This is a genomic window from Flagellimonas aequoris, from assembly GCF_003584165.1.
Lineage (GTDB): Bacteria > Bacteroidota > Bacteroidia > Flavobacteriales > Flavobacteriaceae > Flagellimonas > Flagellimonas aequoris.
In genome coordinates this window covers 30,162-55,413 of the sequence record NZ_QXFJ01000029.1, presented here as the reverse complement: position 1 = coordinate 55,413, position 25,252 = coordinate 30,162, and the positions used below count along the sequence as shown (strand labels likewise).

Genomic DNA, 25,252 nt, shown 5'->3' with positions numbered 1-25,252 from the left:
TATTTTTCATCGTCACTATTGGCCATTTAATCTGATTTATTTATCTCTATTGGACAATTAAGTAAGTTAATTCTTAACTTTATTGAACTTAACATTTCCCCCATGAAAACGCTATCCAAAATCGCGGTTATTTATACTCTCCTATGCATTTTTGTTTCCTGTAGTTCTTCCGAGGATAATAATCCTCCAACAGAAACACAACAACCAAACACTGAGGAAGTTAGTGGGAACTGGATTGCTGAAAAAGCTTTTTTTGAGGTTGATTTTGATGGGACTATCGAAAGTGCCGATTTTATTGAGGAAGGCGGAAATATAAATATGGCCATTCAAGAAAATGGCAGATTTTCTATTGAATTTGTTTTGGGAGAAGATACTGAAACCATTTCTGGTCAAATGACTCGCACAAATAGCCTGTTGTCCATTGTATTTGATTACTCACCCAATACGACATCTTATTTTGAAATCCAAAATACCGATACAACACTCTTAATTGATGGTGGGCCGTTGGAATATGACTTTGATAATGACGGTACAGCCGAACCCGCTGTTGTAAGCTTCCGGTTTATTCGGAATTGATTTGGTATTGGCTGATAAATTAAAATTTTGCAAGCTAGTCTTTAATTGACATCTGTTTCCTTAATTTCAAACAAATTGTGCTTCATGTCCTTGATTTCCACTTTAAAAGTTTGTTGTTTCTGAACCCATCACTAAATCATAATAAACGATAGTCTACACAGCATGAAGGTGAGATTCCCATTTCCCTCATAGGTAAATTGACAATTAAATATAACACCTTCGACCATACGTTGACTGGAGATATGACCTATCTCCAGTTACAAAAAAGGAAAATGTTTTCCTCAAGATATTTTTCAGAACTGCACCAATATAGTTCAGGCCTTTAGAAAGCTAGTTTTTCTACAATGTACTTAAACACGAATGTTACTAGAAATCAATTCGATAACAAACCTAAAAGCTATATTCCGGAACCTTGCCCTTTACCCCTTTGTAGAATTCACGGATTCTATTAAAATCATTTTCTTGATGATCCGAGGGGAGGAAAGGCTCTGCAATTTTCACTTCCTTTTTACCGAAATCAAAAGCTACCATCACTATGGGTACCTGTGCCTTTTTGGCGATATGATAAAAACCAGTGCGTAGTTCCTGGACCTTTTTTCGGGTCCCTTCCGGGGCCAAGGCAAATCTAAAGACTTGTCTTTCATTGAATATTTGAACAACGCTATCCACCGTATTGGAATTTTTGGAACGGTCTACCGGAGCCCCGCCTGTCCATCTAAAAAACCATCCAAAAGGCGGTTTGAACAGACTTTTCTTGCCAATATAATTGATTTCTTGGTTCACCACCTTTCGCACCAACAATCCCAAGAAAAAGTCAAGCCAATGGGTATGCGGTATTACAATAACGACGCATTTATCCACATTGGGAAAGGTACCGACCAGTTTCCATCCCAAAACCTTGAAATATATGAACTTGGCCAGTTGATGCATTCTTTAGAAATTATGAATAAAAGAAACCTATTGTTATGGCTTTATATCTTCTCATACATGGATTGAAGCCGTTCCGGGGTCATTATTTTCTTCCAATCACTACCCAGGGCGTTCTCCCAAAGGGCTTCCAGGCCAAGGGCCACGTTGACCATCACATCAAAATCGTTTTGGGTAAGATGGGCACATACGCCTTTAGGCAATTGGATATGGTGTTTTTTGAGCATCTTTTTGAAAAGTGCCACACCTTCTGGATAGAATTCCTCCAAATACTGAAAGACCAAACAGTTGCCAATTCCGTGTTTCACCCCTAAAAGATAAGAAAGTCCATAACTCATGGCATGTGCAATACCGACTTGGGAATAGGCAATGCTCATTCCCCCGTGCCAAGATGCCATCATCAACTTATCCCTGGACTCTTCCTCAGGAATATCTTCCAGAAAGACTTCCAAGCAAAGTTCCATGGCTTTTTCTCCATAGCTCTGGCTAAAAGCATTCAAATAGGTTCCGGTAAGGGATTCAACACAATGAATAAAACAGTCCATACCTGTGTAGAACCACTGTTCCTTCGGAACTGTCCTCGTAAAATCAGGGTCCAAGAGCACTTGGTCATAAGTGGTGTAATCCGAATTAATGCCTAATTTTTTATCGGGACCCAACAACACTGTGGTTCGGGAAACTTCAGCTCCTGTTCCGCTTATTGTTGGAACTCCAACATGGTACAAGGCCGGTTTGTTCACCAAATCCCAACCCTGATATTCTTCTGCTGATCCCTTATTGTTCAGGAGTATGGCCACAGCCTTGGCCAAATCCAACAAGGTTCCACCTCCTATCCCAATGATTCCCGAGGGAAGCTCATTATAATTTTCCCTGATCTGGGCCACCAAGGCATCCACCTGGGCCGTTTTGGGTTCTTCATCTGCCGAGATGAATATGATCTCATCGTTGAACATCAACGGAACCTTGGAGACAAATGCTTCATTCTCAAAAAAGTCGTCCACCAAAAAAATGAAGGGTGCCTCGGAACTTTTGCGCATGGGCAACAAAATATCACCCAATTGCGAAAAACATCCCGATCCAAAAATGACCCTGGGCACCATTGGAAAATTACGGTATTGGGTCTTTATACTTGGGGTAATATTTTCTTTGCTCAAATTGTTCTCTATCTTCATCAGTTATCCAAATACTTCAAAATATCCTTTAGGCTGTTCAGTTTCAAATGGTTGTTCACCAATTCATCTTCTTCCGACACCATTTCATGGGCCCACGTGGTATGGAACGGCACATGCACGGCCTTGGCCCCAATATTCAAGATAGGCAATACATCCGACTTAAGGGAGTTCCCTATCATCAAAAATTCCTTTACATCAATGTTCAGATGTTCCAGAAGATTGCTGTAGTTGGTTTCCTTTTTATCACTCAAAACCTCCACATGATGGAAATACTTGGACAGTCCAGATTTTTCCAACTTGCGCTCTTGATCTAAAAGATCTCCTTTGGTCAAGACAATCAACCGATACTTATCCACCAATTGGGAGAGTACTTCCTCTACACCATCCAACAATTCCACAGGATGGGCGATCATCTTTTTGCCCAATTCCAAAATCTGGGAAATAATCTCTTGGGAAATCTGATTGTTCGAAAGATCCAATGCCGATTCGATCATGGAAAGCATAAATCCCTTGATGCCATACCCATAGATTTCCAGATTGGCCATTTCCATTTTGAACAGTTCCTGATCCACCTTGTTTTTAGTCTCGTAGTCCTCCAACAGTTCTGCAAACCTTTCCTCCGTATCCCGAAAATAGGTTTCGTTTACCCAAAGGGTATCGTCGGCATCAAACCCGATGACTTTTATGTTCGAAAAATCTACTTCCATACCGTTCTAGCGCGTTCCAAATCTTCCGGGGTATCAATTTCGATACCGGTAACGTGTGTCTCTACCATTTTTATTTTTTTGCCATACTCCAAAAACCGGATGGCCTCTATTTTTTCCTTGGCCTCCAAAGTGAGCATGGGCAATTTTTGGAAATCCATCAAAGCCCTCTTCCTGAAGGCATAGATTCCCTTATGCTTATAATAGGTGGCCTCCACTTCCTTATCCCTTGGATAGGGTATCGGGGAACGTGAGAAATAGAGGGCAAAGTTTTGGTTGTCCACAATCACCTTGACCGTATTGGGATTGGAAATCTCATCCCAATCGGTAATCGGGGTCATCAGAGAAGCCAAATCTATTTCTTTATCCACATCTTTTTGAAATACATCAATGACCTTTTCCAGACTTACGGAATCGATGAACGGTTCATCTCCTTGCACATTGATCACAATATCCACCTCCATATCCTCCACAGCCTCTGCTATACGATCACTGCCACTTTCATGCTGGTTCTTGCTCATGATCACGTTGCCATTAATGCCATGGATGACATCTGCAATGATGGGACTGTCCGTAACCACATAGACTTCATCAAAAAGTTGGGTGTTCACGGCAGCCTCATAGGTCCTTACAATGACCGGCTTGCCCGCAAGGTCCTGCATCAACTTGGCTGGAAACCGTGAGGCTTGATAACGGGCGGGAATCATGGAAATTATTTTCACTTAACTGTGGATTGGTTGGATATTATTTTTTGGGCCGAAGCTTTCTATAGATCGTAAAAATGAACAATAATATAATGATGACCAAAATGGCTGCTATGGGCGGCACCAAAATAGATGCCGTACTCACTGCTACCGCGGCCCCTGTTTCCATTGTGGACACCAACGGATTGGCAAGTCCTCCCGTTGTAGCAGTCGAGGTCAATCTCCCAGCTGCATTGGCACCTTTAATGGCGGTTGCCGTTCCACCCCCTGCAATAATCGCCAAGGACCAAGTCACCACGGGGTCCAAATCGGCAACTGTTGATACCATCACGGCGGTACCTGCTATCCCAGCCAACGGTAATGCCAAACTGTCGAGCACATTGTCCACCCATGGGATGAAGTAAGCAAAAATTTCTACTACGGTGGCTACACCAAAGGTAATCACTGCTGCCAAGCTTCCCAACCAATGCCAATTGTCGTTCAACTCCCAAACACCGAAATGGGCCGCCAAACTCAAGGCAAACAAGGGTAAAAAAACCCTAAAACCGACCGATGCGGCCAGTCCTATTCCTAGGAATATGCTTATTATGGTATCTGGTTCAATATTCATGGTTAGGTCTAATTTAGGGTATTCCTAATCAAGAAAAAAATCATCTTTAAATCCGATCAGGTACAGTTGTTTCTTTGCCCGTGTCACTGCGGTATATAACCACCTTAGGTATTCTTTGTCCACCCCATTGGGCAAATAGGGTTGCTCTACAAAAACAGTATTCCACTGACCTCCTTGCGACTTATGACACGTGATGGCATAGGAAAATTTCACTTGCAAAGCATTAAAAAACTTATTGTTCTTGACACCCAAGAACTTTCGGTAATTCGACTTCTCATGGGCATAATCCTTCATCACCTCTTGGTACAATCGATTTCCATCTTCATAAGAAAGGGATGGGGATTCCGCATTGATGGTGTCTAGCAACAAAACGGTCTCAAATGGTTTCTGTCCGGGATAATCCACCATTTTCACCTTTACTTCCGCAAAGGTAAAACCGTACAGTTCTTTAATGGCGAAGAGCTCCAAAATCTCTATAATGTCCCCGTTAGCAATAAAGCCAGCTTCGGAAGTGGCTTTTAACCAAAAGTAATTGTTCTTCACCACCATCATATAATCCCCTACTGAAATCTGGTTGTCCAAAAAAAGGATCCGCTCCCTGATATTTTGATTATATAGATTCGCCCTTTTATTGGAACGCACGATAATGGCGGTCTCCTCTTTTCCATTTTCGCTGTAGGACGAATCGATGGCCTCTTGGATCTCAGCCCCATCGATCAACCGAACAATATCCTTATAGTGATCCAATTCAAATTGGAAACCATCATAAAACTGGGATTGCAATTGCTCCCTTAAATTGGTGGCATTATATAGGATACCCGAATCATCGGTTTGCCGCATCACTTGGTCCAGTTCCAAACACTCCACCTCTTTATCATAATTAAGGGCCAGGCGATCTTGGTCCAAAGCTGGGCTGAGTTCCAATTTTACCGGGGGTAACTGTGCCGTATCACCTATCAATACCAATTTGCAATTATGACCGGAATGGACATAGAACATCAAGTCGTCCAACAAAGAACCATTCTCAAAGAGTTTGGAATCGGCTGGGGTGTCGGGTATCATGGAAGCCTCGTCCACAATAAAGACTGTATTGCGATGCTTGTTCGGGGCCAATACAAACTGGATGTTGCCCCCTGACTGCTTTTTGGGAAAATAGATTTTTTTGTGAATGGTAAAGGCCTTGTTTCCAGAATAAACGGACATGACTTTCGCCGCGCGGCCCGTTGGTGCCATGAGCACGGAACTCATTTTCACTTTCCATAGACTGCTCACCAATGTGGCCACCAAAGTGGTCTTCCCCGTTCCTGCAAAACCCTTCAACAGGAACACCTCTTCCTTTTTTCCTTCGAGAACAAACCTGGCCAATTTTTCCATGGCCAAACCTTGCTTCTCCGTAGGTATGTGGGGAAATTTTTCCTTTAAAATCTTCAAAAATCCGGGTGCGGTAAAATCGTTCATGGGCTTCTAAAGATAGCATGGTTTTTTAAAGCAAAAAGTTTCGTGATTAAAAAAAAATTGTAGATTTGTCAGTAACCACTAAATTAACTTTGAAAGACAGTATCAGATATGTTAAACTTAATTCTTATTGTTGTATTAATATGCCTTGTAACCTTTGGGCTTGTATTCGTGATTGACAGATTTTTACCTCAAAAAGTAAAGCCTATTTTGGTCATTGCGTTTGGACTTTTGAGCATTTTCCTAGGTTATAAAATTTATCAATCCATCAACGCCCCTATCGAGTTCAATAAAGTAAGAAAAGAAAGATTTTCCCACGTAATTGCAAAATTAAAGGATATCCGCGATGCCGAAGAAGCCTATAAAACCGTTAACGGTAAATATGCTGGCAATTTTGAGAGCTTGATCAAATTCATCGATACAGGGAACTATACCATTACCACTCAAAGGGACTCTTCCTATATGAGGTTTGACAAGGCCTATGGTATTGAACTTCAACAAGACACCGTAATCATTGATACTTTGGGAATGGTAAAAATCAAAGACTCCCTATTTAAAGGAAGTGATCGATATAAATCCATGATGGACGTACCTTACGCCCAAAATGGTGAAAAATTCGAGCTTAAAGCCGACATCATCGACAAAAGCGGTTATAAGGCTCCCGTTTTCGAAGCCAAAGTGAAAAAGGATGTAGTTCTTTATGATCAACCCAAAGATTTGGTCGATAGGGAAAAAGCCCACCAAAGTGTTGAGGAAGTAAACGGCGATGAAATAAAAGTTGGTTCGTTGACCGATGTGAGCACCAACGGAAACTGGCCTCCAATCTATGACAGAAAAAATAACTGATATAGCGCAGCCAAAAGAACATAGCACTTATAGAAAACTGTCCATTCAGGTTAGCCTGAATGGACTTTCTTTTTGTGTTCTGGATACCATTACCAATAAGATACTGGCCTTCGAGAAGGTCGTTTTCAGTATCCCTTCCACTCCTTACCTCATGCTCAAGGAACTGAAGGCCAAACTGAGTCAACATGGTGATATCGGTAGAAACTTTTCCGAGGTGGTCGTTATCCACAAGAACAATATGTTCGGATTGGTACCCAAACCCTTGTTCAATAAGGATGAACTACCCAATTACTTAAAGTTCAACGCCAAGATCATGGCCAATGACCTTGTTGCCTATGATGAGCTACCAAACCAGGAAATCATTAATGTTTACATTCCATACACCAACGTCAACAACTATATTTTTGAGCTTTTCGGTGAATTTGAATTCAAACACAGTGGAACCGTTCTCATATCTACATTACTTTCGCAAAGCAGGACCACTTCCGAGCCCACTTACTATGTGCAGGTATCCGGAAAGGAAATGGAAATGATGGTGGCCTCGGATAAAAAACTCCTTTTCTACAACCAGTTTGAATACAAGACCAAAGAGGACTTTTTATACTTTTTGTTGTTCAGTCTGGAACAGTTGCAAATGGATCTTGAAAAAATCCAGTTAAAACTTTTTGGTTCTATTGAAGAGGGTGATCCCATTTTTGACCTTTGCTATCAATACATTAAAAACGTATCGGTCTTTGTTCCCAGCAATCCTGCCTTTCCCTTGGAAGAGTTGGAAAACGAGAGCATAGATTTTTCCATATTAAGCTCCCTTTAAATGCGGATCATCTCTGGAAAATATAAGGGCAAAAGATTAATTGCCCCTAAAAAATTACCTGTTCGGCCCACCACCGATATGGCCAAGGAAGGGCTCTTCAACATCTTGAACAACCGTTTTTATTTTGATGGACTTAAAGTTCTGGACCTTTTTGCCGGAACAGGCAACATTAGTTTTGAATTCGCCTCGAGAGGCATTGACGATATCACGGCCGTGGACAGCTTTCCAGGATGCACCCAGTACATTGCCAAAACTGCAACCGAGTTAGGTTTTTCAATCAGTACGGTTAAGGCCGATGTCTTCAAATACTTAGAGAAAACGACTGAAAAATTCGATATCATCTTTGCCGACCCACCTTATAGTTTTGACCAAAGCCAATTCCTCAAAATTGCCGATTTGGTTTTTGAAAGAGGATTGCTAGAGGAAGATGGCCTTTTGGTCGTGGAACATTCCGATCAAACTGATCTTTCCCAACATCCGCGCCATACCGAACAAAGAAAATATGGGGGAAGCATTTTTAGTTTCTTTCAAGAGGAAGAAATGGAATAAAAAAGCAGGCCGTAAGCCGGATTCTGTATACCCTTACCATTTATCTAGGCCAGTGGTTACCCAAAGGCTCTAACCGCCTACCCTCCAGCTCGGGCGTGCAACCCTCAAACACTAGTTTACATGGCGTTTCACCGCATAGAGTTTACCTGATTTCACTACAGCCGAACTGTACTTGCTTTCTGTTGCACTGGTCCTCGCCTTTCGGCGGACGGGCGTTACCCGCTATGCCGCACTACGGTGTCCGGACTTTCCTCTTCAATCTTGTCGCCAAAATTGCAGCGATAAGGTGGCCTGCTTGGCTGCAAAGGTAATCCAATTGTTAATAAAAAAAGGCTATCCAAGTTACAGAGAAGTGGCTTTGACGGTTGCTATTTTTATATTTGTAAAAACTCTATTATTCCTGCATTGGAACCATTTGTCGTATCAGCTCGAAAATACCGTCCCCAGACGTTTAAGGATGTGGTGGGCCAAGAGGCCATTACCAATACCTTGCTGAACGCCATTGACAACAATCACCTGGCCCAAGCCCTTTTGTTCTGTGGCCCCAGAGGTGTGGGAAAGACTACTTGTGCGCGTATCTTGGCCAAGAAAATCAACCAGGATGGAACGGAACGCGAGGATGAGGATTTCGCTTTCAATATTTTTGAATTGGATGCAGCCTCCAACAACTCTGTGGACGACATACGAAATCTCATAGACCAGGTCAGGATTCCTCCCCAAGTAGGAAAGTATAAGGTGTATATCATCGATGAGGTACACATGTTGTCCCAATCGGCCTTCAATGCCTTTTTGAAGACTTTGGAGGAACCACCCAAGCATGCCATCTTTATATTGGCCACCACGGAAAAACACAAGATCATCCCCACCATATTATCTCGTTGTCAAATCTTTGATTTTAAACGGATCACGGTGAAGGATGCTTCGGAATACCTAAAATACATCGCGGAGCAACAAGGGGTTGAAGCAGAGGAAAGTGCCCTGCACATCATTGCGCAAAAAGCGGATGGCGCCATGCGTGATGCCCTATCGATTTTTGACCGTGTGGTCAGTTTTTCAGGCAAACAATTGACCCGAAAGGCCGTAACGGAAAACCTGAACGTACTGGATTATGACATTTATTTCTCCGCTACTGATCTGATCTTAGAAAGCAACATTCCCGAACTTTTGGTACTGTTCAACAAAACCTTATCGCTTGGTTTTGACGGGCATCATTTTATATCAGGTTTGGCGTCTCATTTCAGGGATCTGATGGTGTGTCAACACCCTGACACCCTTAACTTGCTGGAAGTCGGTGACGACGTAAAATCACAATACCAAGAACAGGCCAAAAAGGCTCTCAAAGAATTCCTTTTAAAGGCCATTGATATGGCCAATGACTGCGATCTGCAATACAAATCGAGTAAAAATCAGCGGTTGCTGGTCGAACTCACCCTCATGAAATTGGCGTCCATCACTTTTGATGGAGAAAAAAAAAACTCTGATTTCATAATTCCTGCCTCTTTTTACGCAAAAAGAGAACCAGTCACCAATGGCGCCAAAACGGTCCATACGAATGGCTCAACACAGAAAACCATACCGGAACCTATTCAAAATCAATCTAGTGTAGAAGTTTTAGAGGAAGAATTGGTCAACGAACCTGTAGAAACGGTTAGTGAACCCGAAGCGGTCATAAATGAACCGAAAGAGGAGTACCAACCGCCCAAAAAAATACAGATCGGCAACTTGGAAAAACGGGTTTCCGGGCTCTCCCTCTCAAGTATCAAAATCAAAAAGGAGCACGAGAACACCAAAGCTCCTGAAATAGCCCATGAAGATCTTCCCAAAGATTCTTTTTCCGAAGAGGATATGCAAAAGCATTGGGACGATTTTGTACATCAACTGGAAAGTCAAGGAAGGAAAATTTTGGCCAGTAACCTACAGACCGATGTTCCCAAACTTAAAAATGAGGATACTATTTGGATCGAGCTGCCGAATAGTACCATGAAAAAGGAAATAGAGCGGGAACAAAACCTGATGTTGGATTACCTCAAACAAAAGCTCAACAACTACTCCATCACCCTTCAGATTACGGTGAACGAGGAAGTAGCCAAAAAGTTTGCCTTCACTCCTGCGGAGAAATACGAAAAATTAAAAGAAAAAAACCCTGCCATCGATTTATTGCGCAAAGAGTTTGACCTTGATTTTTAGCTTCAAACCCAATACCTGTATCTTTGTACTTTAACATTTCAAAAGACAATTCATGTTAGGCCTTAAGTTACCAACAGACCCGAGATGGGTGAACATAGTGGAAAAAAATATTGAGGAAATCCTTACAGATCATGCCTATTGCGAGCAAAAAGCGGCCAGTACGGCCATTTCCCTCATCATTGGTTTTCCTGAAAAATCAGAATTGGTAAAAGAGATGACCGCTTTGGCCCGCGAAGAAATGGGCCATTTTAACATGGTGCATGACAAGCTCCTAAAACGCGGTTGGGTTTTGGGCCGGGAACGTAAGGATGAATACGTTATCGAATTGATGAAATTCTTCCCCAAAGGCGGAAGTAGGGAAACCCACTTGGTACACAAACTGCTATATGCTGCTCTGATTGAGGCCAGAAGTTGTGAACGCTTCCGATTACTGTCCGAAGAAATCCAGGACGAAGAGCTATCGGAATTCTATCGGAACCTCATGGTAAGCGAAGCCAACCATTATACCATGTTCCTAAAATTTGCCCGCAAATATGGAAATAAAGACGACGTAGACCAAAAATGGCAAGATTTGTTGGATTATGAGGCCAGCTTAATGAAAGACTTGGGCAAAAGGGAAACCATGCACGGTTAATCCTTCTGGTAGTATAACATTTTGATCATGCCATCCACCAATCCAATTTTGGGAACATGAATCTTCTTGGCCTTGCTCCATTTGGCCGCGTTCAAGAATATTTTGATGGCCGGGATAATCACATCCGCCCTATCTTGATTCAAACCTAACACCGCCACCCTATCCTCATAGGCCATATTGTTCAAAAATTGGTATTGCCCGTGCAACCATATGTATGAAAGGGGTTGACCCAATTTTCGACCAGACATTTTATGCAATTTGTTGATGTTTCCCCCTGAACCGATGATTTCTACTGTTCCATCCAATGGGATATTTGACTTAACCCAAGTTTTAACCTCTTCCCAAACTGAATCTTCAACCAGGTTATTCAACAATCTAACGGTACCGATTTTAAAGGATCTCGAAATCTTTGGCTGACCTTTCTCAAAAATGGTAAACTCGGTACTACCGCCTCCCACATCTACATAGAGGTAGTGCCTATCCATCTTAATAATATCCTTAAGATCGGTGGAAGCTATGATCAAGGCCTCTTTCTTCCCATCTATGATCTCAATGGGCATTCCAGTCTCCGTGATGACCCTTTGTACCACCTGGGCTCCATTTTTGGCCTCCCGCAAGGCAGATGTGGCACAGATCATAAATTTTTCAATACCGTACACCTGCATCAAATAGTCGAAGGATTTCATGGTCTTGGCCAACCGCGACTCACTTTTCGGGGAAATTTCACCACGGATAAAGGCATCTTCCCCCAAGCGTACGGGTACCCGTACCAACTCGCTCTTTTTGAAGATGGTAGGTTTACCCTTTTGTTCAATCACGTTGTTGATGAGCAGCCTGATGGCATTCGAACCAATATCAATGGCTGCAAATTTGCGTATTACCAAATAGTCCAGTTTTAGGATTCCAATTTCCTTTGATAATAATAATACATCTCAAACTGAGACCTTAATTCTGCTTCTCCTACAGCCCGTTTTCTATAGGCATTGTCCTGTTTTGCAGAAAAGACACGTGCCTTTAGATTGTCCCTCCATGAAATATCAAAAGTATCCAAGAGTTCTTGGCGGATATCCGGGTCATAGATCGGGCAACCTACTTCGACTCTGAAATCGAGGTTACGGGTCATCCAGTCTGCAGAAGAAATATAGATTTTTGGATCGCCCCCGTTTCCGAAAACGAACAATCGGGGATGCTCCAAGAACTTATCGACAATGCTTATGGCCTCAATATTTTCACTCATTCCCTCAACCCCTGGGATAAGACAACAGATACCACGAACTATCATTTGAATCTTCACTCCCGCCCTACTGGCCTCGTATAGCTTATCCACCATCTGATAAGAAGTGAGACTGTTCATCTTTATTTTGATATAGGCCTCCTTACCATGCTTGGCATTGACTATTTCCCTATCTATCAACTTAATGAAAGTTGATTTGGTATAGTGTGGGGACACGACCAAGTGTTTGTATTTATTGATCTTGTAGTTGGTTTCGAAGAATTCGAACACCTTGCTCATGTCCTTCAAAATACCTTCATGGGCTGTGAATAAGGTATAATCCGTATAGATTTTGGCCGTGGACTCGTTGAAGTTACCCGTACTGATAAAACCATATCTTTTTAGTTCCCCGGCTTCTTCCCGTTCCACCATGCATATTTTACTGTGGACCTTTAATCCGGGAACGCCAAAAATCAAATTGACACCTTCAGCCTGTAGATAGTTGGCATATTCGATATTGTTCTGCTCGTCGAACCTTGCCTGTAGTTCAATCTGCACTGTTACCTGTTTGCCATTCTTCACGGCATTGATAAGGGCAGAGGCTATCTGGCTATCGCTTGCCAATCGGTATATGGTGATTTTAATGGAGCGTACCTGTGGATCTAGGGCCACTTCCCTCAAAAATTTGGTCACATAACTAAACGTATGGTACGGCGCATAGATCATGTAATCCTTATGGGCGATCATATCCAAAAGGCTTCCTTTCATACTCAATCCCTTCACGGGAAGCGGGTCAATTTTTTCATACATGAGATCATGCCTTCCCAGGCTCGGGAATCCCATATAATCCCTTCTATTATGGTATCTACCTCCAGGAATGACACTATCGGTCCCCATAATATCCATCTTTTCCTTTAGGAACTGCAGCGTATCCTTGTCAATTTTCTTATCGTACACAAAACGGACCGGATCACTGATCTTTCGATGTTCCACACTGGTGGAAATCTTCTCGATAAAACTCTTGCTCAAATCGTTATCAATATCCAGTTCTGCATCCCGTGTAATCTTGATCATATGGGCCGAAATGGATTCGAACTCGAACATGGTAAAGACATTATCCAAGCAAAAACGAATCAGATCATCGAGCATGATGATATGGTCCTTGTCCCCTTCCTTGGGAAGTACAATAAATCGGTCTATCCCTTTAGGAATTTCAATTAGGGCGTAGCGATTATGTTTACCAACTCCCGAACCGTTCTTCATCACTATTTTCACTGCCAAGTAGGCTGCCGTGTCCTTCAAAAGCGGAAACTCATTGAGGTCGTTCAGAATGATGGTCATCAACTCCTGGTTCACTTTTTTGAAAAAGTAGTCCCTGATGAACTCGGCCTGGCTTTCGGTTACCTCAGTTTCGTTGATGATAAAGATATTTTCCTGGCGTAGTTCCTTCTCGATGGCCTTAAAAATTTCCAAGCTTCGTGCCTGTTGTGCTATCACAATCTTGGTAATTTCCTCCAACAGGTCCTTCGCCCTTTCACCCCCCAATACACTCTTCCCGGTTTTTCCCGCTTCCACGATGCGTTTCACCGTAGCATAGCGCACCTTGAAAAACTCGTCGAGATTGTTACTGAAAATCCCTAAAAATCGAAGACGGTCAATCAGTGGAACCCTTTTGTCGTTACTTTCTTGAAGTACCCGGGCATTGAACTGTAACCAACTGATTTCCCGATTTATATATTCATTTTTTGTTTTGACCATTTATTTTTTCAAGTGTTTTGGAAAGACCATTTGTTTCGTGGTACCCTTTGAAATACGGGACCAATCATCCACACCAAATGTAATGTGGACCAGCCCTGCCGTGGGAACGTTTTCAATATACTGATCTCCCCAAGCATTTGCAAGTGATGTAAAGGCATAATTGTGCCCAAAAATGGCCACAGCGTTCAAATTGTTGTCCAGATTGGATACAAAATGCTGAACACCATCCCCTGAGAAATCATAAAGGGATTTTTCTACCCTAAACTTGGAAAAATCCAATCCCAGGTTCCTTACAAAAATCATGCTGGTGTGCAAAGCCCTGTTGGCCGGGCTTGAAAAAGCAAAATCCAAATTGGGGGCATGTAATTTAAAGGTATTTGACACCAAATGGGCATCTTTGACACCCTTTTCCTGTAGCGGTCTATCCTTATCTGAAACATCGTAGTCCCATGAAGATTTCCCGTGCCGCATCAATATGATCTGTTTCATACGCTTTTATTATGGTGCCAACCGTTCTATTTTCCAATCATAATCCTCTTGAAGGGTATATCTGATCCTATCATGGAGCCGATTGGGTCTACCTTGCCAAAATTCCATGGAAACGGGGCGTACCAAATACCCGCCCCAATGAGCAGGACGTTCTACTTCTTTCCCCTCATATGCCTTTTCCAAATCTTTCAATGCTTTTTCCAGCACGTCCCTGGAAGGTACCACCTCACTCTGATCGGAGACCACGGCACCCAACTGGCTACCCACGGGCCTTGATTCAAAATACCCATCCGACAGGTTTTCCGCAATCTTTTCCGCTGTACCCTTTATGATGACCTGACGTTCCATATTGGGCCAGAAAAAGGATAAGCACACCGAAGGATTATTGGCAATGGCCTTTCCTTTTTCGCTGTTATAGTTAGTGTAAAAGATAAAACCCTCATGGGTGTACTTTTTCATCAACACTACCCTGTTCTTGGGAAAACCATCCAATCCTATAGTGGATACGGTCATGGCATTCGCTTCATCCACCCCATCGGATGCTTCTACTTCATAAAACCATTTTTGGAATTGTTCCAAAGGATTCTCCTTGATGGAATCCTCGGTCAATTCACTTTTCTCGTAGGATTTTCGGTAGTTGCTCAGGTCTTTTTGCATGATGTGAAGTTCGTTAAAATTCGAATCTCATCAAAGCAAGCGAGACTTAAAAGTTCAATAAATAAATGATAGGATTACAGGTCAAAAACTTTGCCGTCATCGGCGAGTTCCACGTTTGAAAAGACACCTTGTGCTTCTTCTTTAAAAAGCTCTATGGACTTGTATCGTGTGGAATAATGCCCCAAAATCAATTTCTTGACATGGGCCAACTTGGCAATCTGTGCTGCCTGCTTGGCAGTAGAATGCTTGGTCCGGTCACAAAGATGTTCCTCAGATTCCAAAAAAGTAGATTCATGGTAAAGGGCGTCCACATCTTTCACTAAAGGAACAACGGTTTCGTTATAGACGGTATCACTGCAAAAAGCATAGCTTTTGGGCTCCGGTGGGTCATGGGTAAGTTTCTTATTGGAAATCACCTCTCCGTTCTTGGTTACCCCATCCGCTCCTTTTTTAATATTGTTGAACTGGCTCCTGTCCACTCCGTATCGGTGGGCCGCCTCCGCATCCAATGTTCGGGGCGCTTCCTTTTCGTTGAACAAGAATCCGTTGGTGTAGACCCTATGTTCCAGAGGTATAGTCCGGACAGAAACCTTACTATCTTCCCATATCAGTTCGGATTCCTTCGACTCCAGTTCATGGAAGATGAGGGGATAATTGGTCCAGGAATCCCCCAACTTCAAAAACAAGGTAATGGCTTCCTTAATGCCTTTTGGGCCATAGATATGCAGTTCCTTTTCCCTTCCCAGCAATCTAAACGTAGAAATGAGACCGGGCAATCCGAAAAAATGATCTCCGTGTAAATGTGAAATGAAAATGTGGTTGATGCGTGAAAATTTCACTTTGTACTTTCTCAATTGCACCTGCGTGCCTTCTCCACAATCGATCAAAAAAAGATGGTTCTGGATTTCGAGTACCTGGGATGTAGGGTTGGTAAACGTTCTGGGAGTTGCCGAGTAGCAGCCTAGTATGGTTAATTTCACTAATGGTAAATTAAAAATGGAAAGTTAAAAACTATCCATTGGAATTTAAACATTCTGTTTTGAGGACTTTACGATAGAAGCTAGAAGTTTAATGATTTGAACGATTTCATTGTTCACCTTGTCATAATCGTAATCTTGGACAAATCCCGATTTATTTAGTAAGTCCAACCAATACCTTGTTTCATTGGCTTCTTTTAAAGAAATGGACATTTTATGAATAAAATCCTTCTTGCTTTCTGCATGTTCAGCTTCACGAACCAATGCTCCGATGGCAGTTCCTGATCTCAATAGCTGCTTTGAAAGTACGAATTCCTTTTGTTCTGTTTCCAAAAGTTTGGTGAGCCGAACAATTTTCAATGCAAAATCAAAACTTTTTTGTTGAATGATGTTCTCTTTGACCAAATGGATTCGTTTTCAATTTATAATTTTCAATTCTTAAATGTCCAAATCGCGTTCTATTTCTTCCATTTCGATAAGGTCCATGGCTTCTTGCAAAGTGGGCACCAAACTTATCTCATCCGGAATCTCATCATAGGAAACCTTGTCGGTAACCAAAACAAACGATTTTCCAGTGCTCTTATGGGTATTTGAAATATCGAGGAATTCCAAAACATCATTTGCCGCGAGCTTGCTGAAAGAAAACAGGTTAATGACAATATTGTCGTGCTTCAATTTAGGGTAAGCATTGTTCAGGTTTTCCATAAAGGTCGAGAGCGAAGTCTTCTCCTGGAAAACAATGGTCGTGGTTCCATCTTTGTCGAAAATCATCTTACTTAATTTTGGATGCCAATAAATAGAGTACTGCCATACGGATCGCCACCCCATTTTCCACTTGGTGCAGAATTATGGATTGATCGGAATCCGCCACATCACTTGTGATTTCCACGCCACGGTTAATGGGTCCTGGGTGCATGATCACAATCTGTTTGTCCAAGCTGTCCAACAGCTGCTTATTTACCCCAAATTGTTGGGTATATTCCCTTGTTGAAGGAAAATAACTGATGTCCATACGTTCGTTCTGAACGCGAAGCATGTTCGCCACATCACACCATTCCAATGCTTTGCGTAAGTCAGTTTCCACTTCCACTCCTAAAGACGTTATATGCTTTGGAATAAGCGTTTTGGGTCCACAAACCTTAACGTTGGCCCCCTGCAATTTTAGGGCAAAGATATTGGAAAGTGCCACCCTTGAGTGTAAAATGTCCCCGACGATCACGATATTCTTCCCTCCTACATCCCCTAATTTTTCCCGGATGGAAAAAGAATCCAACAAAGCTTGGGTAGGATGTTCATGTGCCCCATCACCTGCATTCACAATGGAAGCCTTTACGTGTTTGGAAAGAAAGATACCCGCTCCCGGATTGGGATGCCGCATCACCACCATATCCACCTTCATGGACAGGATGTTGTTCACGGTATCGATCAAGGTTTCCCCCTTCTTCACCGAAGATTGTGCTGCGGAAAAGTTCACCACATCGGCAGACAAGCGTTTTTCGGCCAGCTCGAACGAAAGCCTTGTACGGGTACTGTTCTCAAAAAAGATGTTGGCTATTGTAATGTCCCGAAGGGTGGGAACTTTTTTGATGGATCTATTGATAACCTCCTTAAAATGGTCGGCGGTTTCAAAAATGAGCTGTATATCCTTTTTGTTCAGATACTTGATTCCCAACAAGTGGTTTACGCTCAATTCGCTCATTTTCTTCTATTTGCTAACTAAATAAACAATATCCTCCCCGTCATTTTCTTCCCACATCACCTTTACTTTCTCCTTATTGATGGCATCTACCTGCCTACCCCTATAATTGGGCTGAATGGGCAAGTGTCTGCTAAATCTTCTATCGATCAAGGTCAACAATTCAATACTCTTGGGCCTTCCGAAGGATTGAATGGCCGTAAGGGCCGCACGGATACTTCTTCCCGTGTAGAGCACATCATCTATGAAGACCACTTTTTTGTCCTCAACCAGAAAATCCATTTTAGTGGTATTTGCCTTGAGGATTTCCCCACGTCCAAAATCATCCCTAAAAAAGGTAATGTCCAGAAAACCTAGGGCAATGTCCTTCACCTTGTACTCGGTCTTCAGGATCTTGGCCAATCTTTCGGCCAAAAAAACGCCCCGTGGCTGAATGCCCACCAGAGCGGTATCCTTAAAATCCAGATGATTTTCCAAGAGCTGACAGGCCAGCCGGTGCAGTATGATGTTGATCTCTTTGGAAGTAAGCAGTACTTTTTGACTCATAGGAATTGCAACCGACTCAGTTGAATGCAAAAGTAAACAATTCTTTAAAATGTTGAAGGCATAAAAAAGCCCCGACTGTTTCCAGCGGGGCTTTCTTTATATAAGAAATGTGATTATTTCTTTTTGGCAGCTGCCTCCATTTTGTCTTTCAACGCCTGCAATTGGGCATTGGCATCACCTAATGTTGGTGCAGCTTCATCAGAACTTGTAGACCTGCTTTTTGCAGCTTTCACGTTCTTCTCTTCTTGCTCTCTAAAGATAGCGGTGTGGCTGGCCACAACTCGTTTGAAATCTTTGTTGAACTCGATGATCTTGAACTCGGCCGTTTCACCTTTTACAAGTTTCTTACCGTCTTCTTTTTCCATGTGTCTTGATGGAACGAATCCAACGATATCCTCGTTAAAGTTGATGGTAGCACCTTTGTCCACTACCTCAGCAATTGCAGCGGTGTGAACGGTACCTTCAGCGAAATCCTCGGAATATTTATCCCATGGGTTGGCTGTGGTCTGCTTGTGGCCTAAGCTCAACTTACGTCCTTCAACGTCCAATTCCAATACTTCCACCTCCAAAGTATCGCCTACGGCAACAAATTCGGATGGGTGCTTGATTTTCTTGGTCCAAGAAAGGTCAGAGATGTAGATCAAACCGTCGATACCTTCTTCCAACTCTACAAATACACCAAAGTTGGTGAAGTTCCTTACGATTCCTTTGTGCTTGGAACCTACAGGGTATTTGGAAGTGATGTCGGTCCATGGGTCTGGAGTCAATTGCTTGATGCCCAAAGACATTTTGCGCTCTTCCCTATCCAAAGTCAAAACAACAGCCTCAACCTCGTCACCTACGTTCACGAAATCCTGAGCGGATCTCAAGTGGGTAGACCAAGACATTTCAGAAACGTGGATCAAACCTTCAACACCGTCAGCTACTTCGATAAAGGCACCGTAATCGGCAATAACCACTACTTTACCTTTAACTTTGTCTCCTACTTTGATCTCATCCCCAAGGGCATCCCATGGGTGTTTCTCCAACTGCTTAAGACCCAATTGGATCCTAGATTTGTTATCATCGAAATCAAGGATTACCACGTTCAATTTCTGGTCAAGTTCAACAACCTCGTTGGGGTGGTTGATCCTGCTCCAAGAAAGGTCGGTAATGTGGATCAAACCATCCACACCTCCTAGGTCGATAAAGACTCCGTAAGAAGTGATGTTTTTCACAACACCTTCCAATACTTGGCCTTTTTCCAATTGACCGATGATCTCTTTTTTCTGTTCTTCGATATCCGCTTCGATCAAAGCTTTGTGCGATACCACTACGTTCTTGAACTCGTGGTTGATCTTCACTACTTTGAACTCCATGGTCTTACCTACATACTGATCGTAATCACGGATAGGCTTCACGTCGATTTGGGAACCTGGCAAGAACGCCTCGATTCCGAATACATCCACGATCATACCACCTTTGGTACGACATTTTACAAAACCGGTAACGATCTCTTCCTTGTCGTGGGCATTGTTCACACGATCCCAAGCCTTGATGGTCCTGGCTTTTCTGTGTGAAAGTACCAATTGACCGGTCTTATCTTCGCGAATGTCTATAAGTACCTCTACTTTGTCCCCTACTTTAAGGTCTGGGTTGTAACGGAACTCGTTCAAGGAGATAACCCCTTCGGACTTTGCGTTGATATCGATGATGGCCTCACGGTCTGTCATGTGAACCACTGTTCCTTCCACTACTTCCTCATCGGCAGTGTCCACAAAATTTTCCTCAACAAGATTTTCAAATTCCTTAAGCTTGCTATCGTCTACACGCTCAATTCCTTCTTCATACTTTTCCCAATCAAAATTTTCAAGAAATTCCTTTGGATCTTGCTGGGCCTGAGTTTCTACTTTAACTTCTGGTGCTGCGGCAGTTTCGGTTGCCTCAACGGTTGCTTTTTCTTCAGCCATGTGCTGATTTAAATTTGTATTCCACGTTTTACAAGAGTTGAACAATTACCGCGGAAGTGGTTTTTACATAGATTTCAATTTCCCTTTTCCTCTTGTTGCTTTGTTAAAAAGGAGTGCAAAAATACAATTAAATTCTTGATTCACAAAGCATCTGGACGAAAGGTTGACCCAAAAAAACTATAACCATTATTTAACTGGAAAATTTGCGGTTTATAGCTATCTTGAAGGTTCTAATTGTTAACTGTAAAAATTACCATTATGAGCGTAAAAGCAAAGTATCAACCCGTATTGGACCTAGGTCTAAAATTGAACGTTAAGGACGGCGATGTTTCGGAAGAAAACGGCGTTTTGAAGATAAAGGGAATGACCGCTACCCCATATGAAAAAAACCTGTTGTGGGACAAGATCAAAGAAATCGGTGGTGAACACCCCAGTGACATCAAAGCCAATATTACGGTGGAAGACGATTCCGTTTACGCACGCCACACCGTAAAAAGTGGAGAATCGTTGAGTAAGATTGCCAAGCACTATTATGGCGATGCCATGAAGTACAAACAGATTTTTGAGGCCAACACCAATATCTTGAAGAATCCTGACCTGATCCACCCCGATCAGGTGTTGGTGATTCCGAATTTGTAGAAAATTGTCACATCGAGCGCAGTCGAGATGTAAAAAAGTTCTCGACTGCGCTCGAACTGACACTTCTTAGAACATAAGGCGCCCAAGGGCGTCTTTTTGTTTAAATAGAATTTGCATCAAAAATGTTAACTTCACTTACCTGTGCCGAACCAGTTTCGATATCGGTCGATATAATTAACTTGTGCTGAGCGAAGTCGAAGTGTTAAAAACGATTCACATCTAATAACGTTGTGCCTAATTTGAGAAATGAAAATATTCCCTACCAAAGAACTGAAATTTAAGCTGTTAGATAGCCAAACGGATACGCTAAATCGATTGAATCGAAGAACGGAAAAGTCTGAAAATCTGACTTCTCAACATACCGACAAATCATTTCGTGGAATAATAAACGGAAACGAATTTAAAATTATATCATCCGCAATTGGAAAAGGGGCTTTTTGCGTAATGACTGGAGCAATTGAATCTGAAAATGGAAACGTGAAAGTGGAAATTCAAAAGATTTTTAGAATATTATTGAGTTTATTTCTTTGCTTTCCTATATTCGGACTTATTGCCATGATTTTGACTAAAGCTCAAGAATTCTCACCAATTCTGATTTTAGTAATGATTGGACAAATTTTAGTAATTAGATACGGATTTATTGGACTTGCTTTTAAGTTTTTATCGAGAGAAAGTTTGAATAGATTACGTGACGTACTTGACTTGGAATGGATAAAAAACTAGGTACAACAATGTATAACCCCAAAATTTGCTTACTTTAACTCGTAACTGATGGTTATACGAGACCGATAAGTGCAATCTAAAATTCTAACCGATTTTCAACCCTTCTTCGCAATCACGCGCTGGGCAAAGTCGTGTACCCTTTCAAACTGTTCTTCCAATCCCATGTCACTATTGTCAAACTCGATAGCGTCCTTGGCTTTTTTAAGTGGTGATATGCTTCGGGTAGAATCGATCAGATCTCTTTCCTGTACATTTTTAAGGACTTCGGCATAACTTACCTCCTCCCCTTTCTCCAGCAACTCCTTATACCTTCGGGCAGCACGGGTCTCGGGTGAGGCCGTCATGAACAATTTGAGTTCCGCATCTGGAAAAACTACGGTACCGATATCCCTTCCGTCCATCACAATACCTTTGTCCTTGCCCATTTGTTGCTGCATTTTCACTAACTTTTCACGGACTTCCTTTATGGCGGAAACCTTGCTCACCTTCCCGGATACCCTCATGGATCGGATCTCTTCCTCCACATTTTTTCCGTTCATGTGCATATCGGCACGACCTGTTTCGGAATTGGGGACAAATTTCAGGGCAATATCTGGCAAAGCCTCGACCAATTTGGGTGCATTGATCTCCCCTTTGTCATTGATCAAATCGTGGTCCAATGCATAAAGCGTCACCGCCCTGTACATGGCACCCGTGTCCACATAAATATAATGGAGGGATTTGGCCAATCGTTTCGCGATGGTGCTTTTTCCCGTTGATGAATACCCGTCTATTGCTATTGTAATTTTTCCCATGCGCCAAAAATAGGCAGAAATGTCATTATAATTTTATGACACCCATCATCCTATTATAGTGTTTTGGCGTTTTTCACCTTTTTATCGGTCACAGCAATATCGATTACCTCACTCATATCGGTCACATAATGGAAAGTAAGTCCCTTAAGATATTCAGCTTTGATTTCCTCGATGTCCTTCTTGTTTTCCTCACAAAGAATGATCTCTTTGATCCTTGCCCTTTTTGCGGCCAGAATCTTTTCCTTAATACCACCCACCGGCAATACCTTACCTCTAAGGGTAATCTCGCCCGTCATGGCCAAGCTCTTTTTCACCTTGCGTTGAGTAAACAGGGACACCAAAGACGTTAGCATGGTGATACCTGCACTGGGACCGTCTTTTGGAGTGGCTCCTTCTGGCACGTGGATGTGCACATTGTATTTGTCAAACACATCGGGGTCAATTCCAAAGGTATCCGCATTGGATTTGATGTACTCCATGGCAATGGTAGCGGATTCCTTCATCACCTGGCCCAAATTACCGGTAATGTTGAGCTGCCCCTTTCCTTTGGAGAGAATGGACTCGATAAAAAGGATATCACCTCCAACGCTGGTCCAAGCCAACCCAGTGACCACACCGGCCACTTCATTGTTCTCATACTTGTCGCGTTCCAATCGGGCTGGACCCAATATTTTTTCCACATCTTCATTGGAGACTTTTATGTTGTACTCCTCTTCTATGGCGATGGATTTGGCGGCATACCGCACCATTTTTGCCAATTGCTTTTCCAAGTTCCGAACACCGGACTCCCTGGTATAGCCTTCCACAATTTTCTCCAATTGTGGTTTGCCGATTTTTAAATCGTTGGCGGATAAGCCGTGCTCTTTTAATTGTTTGGGCAACAAATGACGTTTGGCGATTTCCACTTTCTCCTCGATGGTATATCCTGTCACGTTGATGATTTCCATACGGTCCAACAGGGCTGGCTGAATGGTGGACAAACTGTTGGCCGTAGCAATGAACATGACTTTGGAAAGGTCATAGCCCATTTCCAAGAAATTGTCATGGAACTCGCTGTTCTGCTCAGGATCTAATACCTCCAGCATAGCCGAAGAGGGATCGCCCTGATGGCTGTTGGAAAGTTTATCAATCTCATCCAAAATGAAAACAGGGTTGGATGTTCCCGCCTTTTTCAAGCTTTGGATGATCCTACCGGGCATGGCACCGATATAGGTTTTCCTGTGCCCTCTGATTTCTGCTTCATCACGTAAGCCACCCAAGGACATCCGTACATATTCCCTTCCCAAGGCTTCCGCAACGGATTTCCCCAAAGAGGTCTTGCCCACCCCGGGAGGTCCGTACAGACAAAGAATGGGCGATTTCATATCGTTCCTCAATTTAAGGACGGCCAAATATTCAATGATCCTTCGTTTTACATCTTCCAAACCATAATGGTCACGATCCAAGATCTGTTGTGCCCTTTTTAGGTCGAACTTGTCCTTGGAATAGTTATCCCAAGGTAGATCCAAAATGAGGTCCAGATAATTGCGTTGGATGGAATATTCAGCAACCTGGGGATTCATGCGCTGCATTTTGCCCAGTTCTTTTTCGAAATGTTCCTGCACCTTCTTGCTCCATTTCTTGCCTTTGGCCTTTTCGCGCATTTCGTCCACCTCTTCTTCATAAGAGATACCCCCCAACTCTTCTTGGATGGTCTTCATCTGTTGGTGAAGGAAATACTCGCGTTGCTGTTGGTCCATATCGCTACGGACCTTGCTCTGGATATCGTTGCGCAATTCCAGTTTTTGCAGTTCCATGTTCATATACCTCAAAGTGGCCAAGGCCCTTTCCTGAAGGTTGGGAATCTCCAACAATTGCTGTTTTTCGGCAACGGACAAATTAAGATTAGAGGACACAAAATTGATCAAGAACGAATTGCTTTGGATGTTCTTGATGGCAAAGGTGGCCTCGCTGGGAATATTCGGGTTGTCCTTAATGATCTTAAAGGCCAAATCCTTGATGGAATCGATGATGGCCTCAAACTCCTTGCTATCCTTGAGCGGTCTTTCTTCCTTCGCTTCCTTGATCTTGGCGGTGAGGTAAGGTTTCTCGGATATGATGCTCTCTATCTGGAACCGCTTTTTACCTTGAATGATGACCGTAGTGTTTCCATCAGGCATTTGCAATACCCTAAGGATACGGGCCACCGTTCCCAAGGTATTGATATCTTCTACCCCTGGATTTTCGGTAAGTTCGTCCTTTTGGGATACCACACCAATGGTCTTGCTGCCATTATTGGCATCCTTGATCAAGTTGATGGACTTGTCCCTTCCGGCGGTAATGGGAATCACAACACCTGGAAACAAGACCGTATTTCGGAGGGGAAGCACCGGTAAGGTATCCGGCAACTCCTCATTGTTCATCTGTTCCTCGTCTTCAGGGGTGAGCAATGGGATCAACTCCGCATCCTCATCCAATCCCTGAAAGTCAATATTGTCAAATTTTGATATTTTCATCTCTCCTGTATCTTCTTTTCGGTCATTTTGTCATAATCGACAAAAAAACATCATTTTTATTCTACATAAAAACCCTTACAACATCCTCATTATCAATAAATATAGTGGATTAAAGGCTTTTGATCCCCTCTTAAAAGG

The 25,252-nt window shown here is 42.6% G+C and carries 26 protein-coding genes and 1 other RNA gene; 8 read left to right on the top strand and 19 right to left on the bottom strand.

The genetic code is table 11. The features are described 5' to 3' along the window. Positions 1 to 102 precede the first annotated feature (102 nt). Positions 103 to 576 (top strand): hypothetical protein, encoded by a 474-nt coding sequence (locus D2U88_RS13175; RefSeq protein WP_119641035.1) that lies wholly within the window; start codon positions 103 to 105, stop codon positions 574 to 576. Positions 577 to 966: 390 nt separating this feature from the next. Here D2U88_RS13175 and D2U88_RS13170 read toward each other — a convergent pair whose 3' ends face one another. The 6 genes from D2U88_RS13170 to D2U88_RS13145 are packed head-to-tail and all read right to left on the bottom strand — an operon-like array spanning position 967 to position 6,151. Further along, positions 967 to 1,506: a 1-acyl-sn-glycerol-3-phosphate acyltransferase gene (locus D2U88_RS13170; protein ID WP_119641034.1), complete on the bottom strand. Its 540-nt coding sequence runs from the start codon at positions 1,504 to 1,506 to the stop codon at positions 967 to 969. A 41-nt stretch (positions 1,507 to 1,547) separates the two neighbouring features. Further along, positions 1,548 to 2,675 carry an iron-containing alcohol dehydrogenase family protein gene (locus D2U88_RS13165; RefSeq protein WP_119641033.1) on the bottom strand — a complete coding sequence of 376 codons (1,128 nt, stop codon included), beginning with the start codon at positions 2,673 to 2,675 and terminating at the stop codon, positions 1,548 to 1,550. After that, positions 2,675 to 3,382 carry an HAD family hydrolase gene (locus D2U88_RS13160; RefSeq protein WP_119641032.1) on the bottom strand — a complete coding sequence of 236 codons (708 nt, stop codon included), beginning with the start codon at positions 3,380 to 3,382 and terminating at the stop codon, positions 2,675 to 2,677. The genes D2U88_RS13165 and D2U88_RS13160 overlap by 1 nt, the downstream gene beginning before the upstream one ends. Next, a complete protein-coding gene (gene kdsB / locus D2U88_RS13155; RefSeq protein ID WP_182859182.1) occupies positions 3,373 to 4,086 on the bottom strand; it encodes a 3-deoxy-manno-octulosonate cytidylyltransferase in 714 nt (237 codons plus the stop codon). The genes D2U88_RS13160 and kdsB overlap by 10 nt, the downstream gene beginning before the upstream one ends. Positions 4,087 to 4,123: 37 nt before the next feature. Beyond that, positions 4,124 to 4,687 carry a DUF4126 domain-containing protein gene (locus D2U88_RS13150; RefSeq protein WP_119641075.1) on the bottom strand — a complete coding sequence of 188 codons (564 nt, stop codon included), beginning with the start codon at positions 4,685 to 4,687 and terminating at the stop codon, positions 4,124 to 4,126. A 30-nt stretch (positions 4,688 to 4,717) separates the two neighbouring features. Further along, on the bottom strand, positions 4,718 to 6,151 hold the full coding sequence (locus D2U88_RS13145; protein ID WP_119641030.1) for an ATP-dependent DNA helicase: 1,434 nt from the start codon (positions 6,149 to 6,151) through the stop codon (positions 4,718 to 4,720). Positions 6,152 to 6,259: 108 nt separating this feature from the next. On the opposite strand from D2U88_RS13145, the gene D2U88_RS13140 reads away from it, so the two are divergent. From D2U88_RS13140 to rsmD, 3 genes are read left to right on the top strand one after another with little or no spacing between them, the layout of a single operon-like run. Beyond that, positions 6,260 to 6,994, top strand: coding sequence for a hypothetical protein (locus D2U88_RS13140; protein ID WP_119641029.1), 735 nt, complete (start codon positions 6,260 to 6,262; stop codon positions 6,992 to 6,994). Beyond that, on the top strand, positions 6,975 to 7,808 hold the full coding sequence (locus tag D2U88_RS13135) for a DUF3822 family protein (protein ID WP_119641028.1): 834 nt from the start codon (positions 6,975 to 6,977) through the stop codon (positions 7,806 to 7,808). The genes D2U88_RS13140 and D2U88_RS13135 overlap by 20 nt, the downstream gene beginning before the upstream one ends. Further along, positions 7,809 to 8,357, top strand: coding sequence for a 16S rRNA (guanine(966)-N(2))-methyltransferase RsmD (gene rsmD / locus D2U88_RS13130; RefSeq protein ID WP_119641027.1), 549 nt, complete (start codon positions 7,809 to 7,811; stop codon positions 8,355 to 8,357). On the opposite strand, the gene rnpB is transcribed toward rsmD, so the two are convergent. Next, positions 8,355 to 8,655, bottom strand: an RNA gene (gene rnpB / locus D2U88_RS13125) — RNase P RNA component class A. The genes rsmD and rnpB overlap by 3 nt on opposite strands. Before the next feature lie 107 nt (positions 8,656 to 8,762). On the opposite strand from rnpB, the gene D2U88_RS13120 reads away from it, so the two are divergent. Both D2U88_RS13120 and D2U88_RS13115 read left to right on the top strand, forming a co-directional pair. After that, positions 8,763 to 10,544, top strand: a complete 1,782-nt coding sequence (locus tag D2U88_RS13120) for a DNA polymerase III subunit gamma/tau (protein WP_119641026.1) — start codon at positions 8,763 to 8,765, stop codon at positions 10,542 to 10,544. Between the two features lie 52 nt (positions 10,545 to 10,596). Beyond that, a complete protein-coding gene (locus D2U88_RS13115) occupies positions 10,597 to 11,178 on the top strand; it encodes a MiaE family protein (RefSeq protein ID WP_119641025.1) in 582 nt (193 codons plus the stop codon). On the opposite strand, the gene D2U88_RS13110 is transcribed toward D2U88_RS13115, so the two are convergent. From D2U88_RS13110 to rpsA, 10 genes are all read right to left on the bottom strand, one after another. Beyond that, entirely contained in the window at positions 11,175 to 12,062 is an 888-nt protein-coding gene (locus D2U88_RS13110; RefSeq protein WP_119641024.1) for a Ppx/GppA phosphatase family protein, read from the bottom strand. The genes D2U88_RS13115 and D2U88_RS13110 overlap by 4 nt on opposite strands. 11 nt (positions 12,063 to 12,073) lie before the next feature. Then, positions 12,074 to 14,149, bottom strand: a complete 2,076-nt coding sequence (gene ppk1 / locus D2U88_RS13105) for a polyphosphate kinase 1 (RefSeq protein WP_119641023.1) — start codon at positions 14,147 to 14,149, stop codon at positions 12,074 to 12,076. Beyond that, complete coding sequence (locus D2U88_RS13100; RefSeq protein WP_119641022.1) at positions 14,150 to 14,638, bottom strand: SixA phosphatase family protein; 489 nt, start codon at positions 14,636 to 14,638, stop codon at positions 14,150 to 14,152. A gap of 9 nt (positions 14,639 to 14,647) precedes the next feature. Further along, on the bottom strand, positions 14,648 to 15,295 hold the full coding sequence (pdxH, locus tag D2U88_RS13095; protein WP_119641021.1) for a pyridoxamine 5'-phosphate oxidase: 648 nt from the start codon (positions 15,293 to 15,295) through the stop codon (positions 14,648 to 14,650). A 74-nt stretch (positions 15,296 to 15,369) separates the two neighbouring features. Next, the gene (locus D2U88_RS13090; protein WP_119641020.1) at positions 15,370 to 16,275 is read right to left on the bottom strand and encodes a ribonuclease Z; all 906 of its coding nucleotides are present in this window, start codon (positions 16,273 to 16,275) and stop codon (positions 15,370 to 15,372) included. 45 nt (positions 16,276 to 16,320) lie between these two features. Beyond that, complete coding sequence (locus D2U88_RS13085) at positions 16,321 to 16,677, bottom strand: four helix bundle protein (RefSeq protein ID WP_182859179.1); 357 nt, start codon at positions 16,675 to 16,677, stop codon at positions 16,321 to 16,323. Positions 16,678 to 16,710: 33 nt separating this feature from the next. After that, the gene (locus D2U88_RS13080) at positions 16,711 to 17,043 is read right to left on the bottom strand and encodes a ribonuclease Z (protein WP_119641018.1); all 333 of its coding nucleotides are present in this window, start codon (positions 17,041 to 17,043) and stop codon (positions 16,711 to 16,713) included. A 1-nt stretch (position 17,044) separates the two neighbouring features. Beyond that, positions 17,045 to 17,971, bottom strand: a complete 927-nt coding sequence (locus tag D2U88_RS13075; protein WP_119641017.1) for an aspartate carbamoyltransferase catalytic subunit — start codon at positions 17,969 to 17,971, stop codon at positions 17,045 to 17,047. 6 nt (positions 17,972 to 17,977) lie between these two features. After that, positions 17,978 to 18,514 carry a bifunctional pyr operon transcriptional regulator/uracil phosphoribosyltransferase PyrR gene (pyrR, locus tag D2U88_RS13070; RefSeq protein WP_119641016.1) on the bottom strand — a complete coding sequence of 179 codons (537 nt, stop codon included), beginning with the start codon at positions 18,512 to 18,514 and terminating at the stop codon, positions 17,978 to 17,980. A 113-nt stretch (positions 18,515 to 18,627) separates the two neighbouring features. Further along, entirely contained in the window at positions 18,628 to 20,463 is a 1,836-nt protein-coding gene (gene rpsA, locus D2U88_RS13065; RefSeq protein ID WP_119641015.1) for a 30S ribosomal protein S1, read from the bottom strand. Positions 20,464 to 20,721: 258 nt separating this feature from the next. On the opposite strand from rpsA, the gene D2U88_RS13060 reads away from it, so the two are divergent. Both D2U88_RS13060 and D2U88_RS13055 read left to right on the top strand, forming a co-directional pair. Continuing rightward, positions 20,722 to 21,102: a LysM peptidoglycan-binding domain-containing protein gene (locus D2U88_RS13060; protein ID WP_119641014.1), complete on the top strand. Its 381-nt coding sequence runs from the start codon at positions 20,722 to 20,724 to the stop codon at positions 21,100 to 21,102. A 246-nt stretch (positions 21,103 to 21,348) separates the two neighbouring features. Further along, entirely contained in the window at positions 21,349 to 21,825 is a 477-nt protein-coding gene (locus D2U88_RS13055) for a hypothetical protein (protein WP_119641013.1), read from the top strand. Positions 21,826 to 21,920: 95 nt separating this feature from the next. Here the strand turns inward: D2U88_RS13055 and cmk are convergent, their stop codons facing one another. After that, the gene (gene cmk / locus D2U88_RS13050) at positions 21,921 to 22,619 is read right to left on the bottom strand and encodes a (d)CMP kinase (protein WP_119641012.1); all 699 of its coding nucleotides are present in this window, start codon (positions 22,617 to 22,619) and stop codon (positions 21,921 to 21,923) included. Positions 22,620 to 22,672: 53 nt separating this feature from the next. After that, positions 22,673 to 25,114, bottom strand: a complete 2,442-nt coding sequence (gene lon / locus D2U88_RS13045) for an endopeptidase La (RefSeq protein ID WP_119641011.1) — start codon at positions 25,112 to 25,114, stop codon at positions 22,673 to 22,675. Between the last annotated feature and the right edge of the window lie 138 nt (positions 25,115 to 25,252).

What these genes read in the sequence shown, in the direction of transcription:
- D2U88_RS13165 (WP_119641033.1), bottom strand. Translation starts at nt 2,675, where the DNA reads ATGAAGATAGAGAACAATTTGAGCAAAGAAAATATTACCCCAAGTATA.
- D2U88_RS13115 (WP_119641025.1), top strand. Translation starts at nt 10,597, where the DNA reads ATGTTAGGCCTTAAGTTACCAACAGACCCGAGATGGGTGAACATAGTG.
- D2U88_RS13080 (WP_119641018.1), bottom strand. Translation starts at nt 17,043, where the DNA reads ATGATTTTCGACAAAGATGGAACCACGACCATTGTTTTCCAGGAGAAG.
- D2U88_RS13175 (WP_119641035.1), top strand. Translation starts at nt 103, where the DNA reads ATGAAAACGCTATCCAAAATCGCGGTTATTTATACTCTCCTATGCATT.
- ppk1 (WP_119641023.1), bottom strand. Translation starts at nt 14,149, where the DNA reads ATGGTCAAAACAAAAAATGAATATATAAATCGGGAAATCAGTTGGTTA.
- kdsB (WP_182859182.1), bottom strand. Translation starts at nt 4,086, where the DNA reads ATGATTCCCGCCCGTTATCAAGCCTCACGGTTTCCAGCCAAGTTGATG.
- D2U88_RS13140 (WP_119641029.1), top strand. Translation starts at nt 6,260, where the DNA reads ATGTTAAACTTAATTCTTATTGTTGTATTAATATGCCTTGTAACCTTT.
- pdxH (WP_119641021.1), bottom strand. Translation starts at nt 15,295, where the DNA reads ATGCAAAAAGACCTGAGCAACTACCGAAAATCCTACGAGAAAAGTGAA.
- rpsA (WP_119641015.1), bottom strand. Translation starts at nt 20,463, where the DNA reads ATGGCTGAAGAAAAAGCAACCGTTGAGGCAACCGAAACTGCCGCAGCA.
- cmk (WP_119641012.1), bottom strand. Translation starts at nt 22,619, where the DNA reads ATGGGAAAAATTACAATAGCAATAGACGGGTATTCATCAACGGGAAAA.
- rsmD (WP_119641027.1), top strand. Translation starts at nt 7,809, where the DNA reads ATGCGGATCATCTCTGGAAAATATAAGGGCAAAAGATTAATTGCCCCT.
- D2U88_RS13145 (WP_119641030.1), bottom strand. Translation starts at nt 6,151, where the DNA reads ATGAACGATTTTACCGCACCCGGATTTTTGAAGATTTTAAAGGAAAAA.
- D2U88_RS13100 (WP_119641022.1), bottom strand. Translation starts at nt 14,638, where the DNA reads ATGAAACAGATCATATTGATGCGGCACGGGAAATCTTCATGGGACTAC.
- D2U88_RS13075 (WP_119641017.1), bottom strand. Translation starts at nt 17,971, where the DNA reads ATGAGCGAATTGAGCGTAAACCACTTGTTGGGAATCAAGTATCTGAAC.
- D2U88_RS13170 (WP_119641034.1), bottom strand. Translation starts at nt 1,506, where the DNA reads ATGCATCAACTGGCCAAGTTCATATATTTCAAGGTTTTGGGATGGAAA.
- D2U88_RS13060 (WP_119641014.1), top strand. Translation starts at nt 20,722, where the DNA reads ATGAGCGTAAAAGCAAAGTATCAACCCGTATTGGACCTAGGTCTAAAA.
- lon (WP_119641011.1), bottom strand. Translation starts at nt 25,114, where the DNA reads ATGAAAATATCAAAATTTGACAATATTGACTTTCAGGGATTGGATGAG.
- pyrR (WP_119641016.1), bottom strand. Translation starts at nt 18,514, where the DNA reads ATGAGTCAAAAAGTACTGCTTACTTCCAAAGAGATCAACATCATACTG.
- D2U88_RS13160 (WP_119641032.1), bottom strand. Translation starts at nt 3,382, where the DNA reads ATGGAAGTAGATTTTTCGAACATAAAAGTCATCGGGTTTGATGCCGAC.
- D2U88_RS13055 (WP_119641013.1), top strand. Translation starts at nt 21,349, where the DNA reads ATGAAAATATTCCCTACCAAAGAACTGAAATTTAAGCTGTTAGATAGC.
- D2U88_RS13135 (WP_119641028.1), top strand. Translation starts at nt 6,975, where the DNA reads ATGACAGAAAAAATAACTGATATAGCGCAGCCAAAAGAACATAGCACT.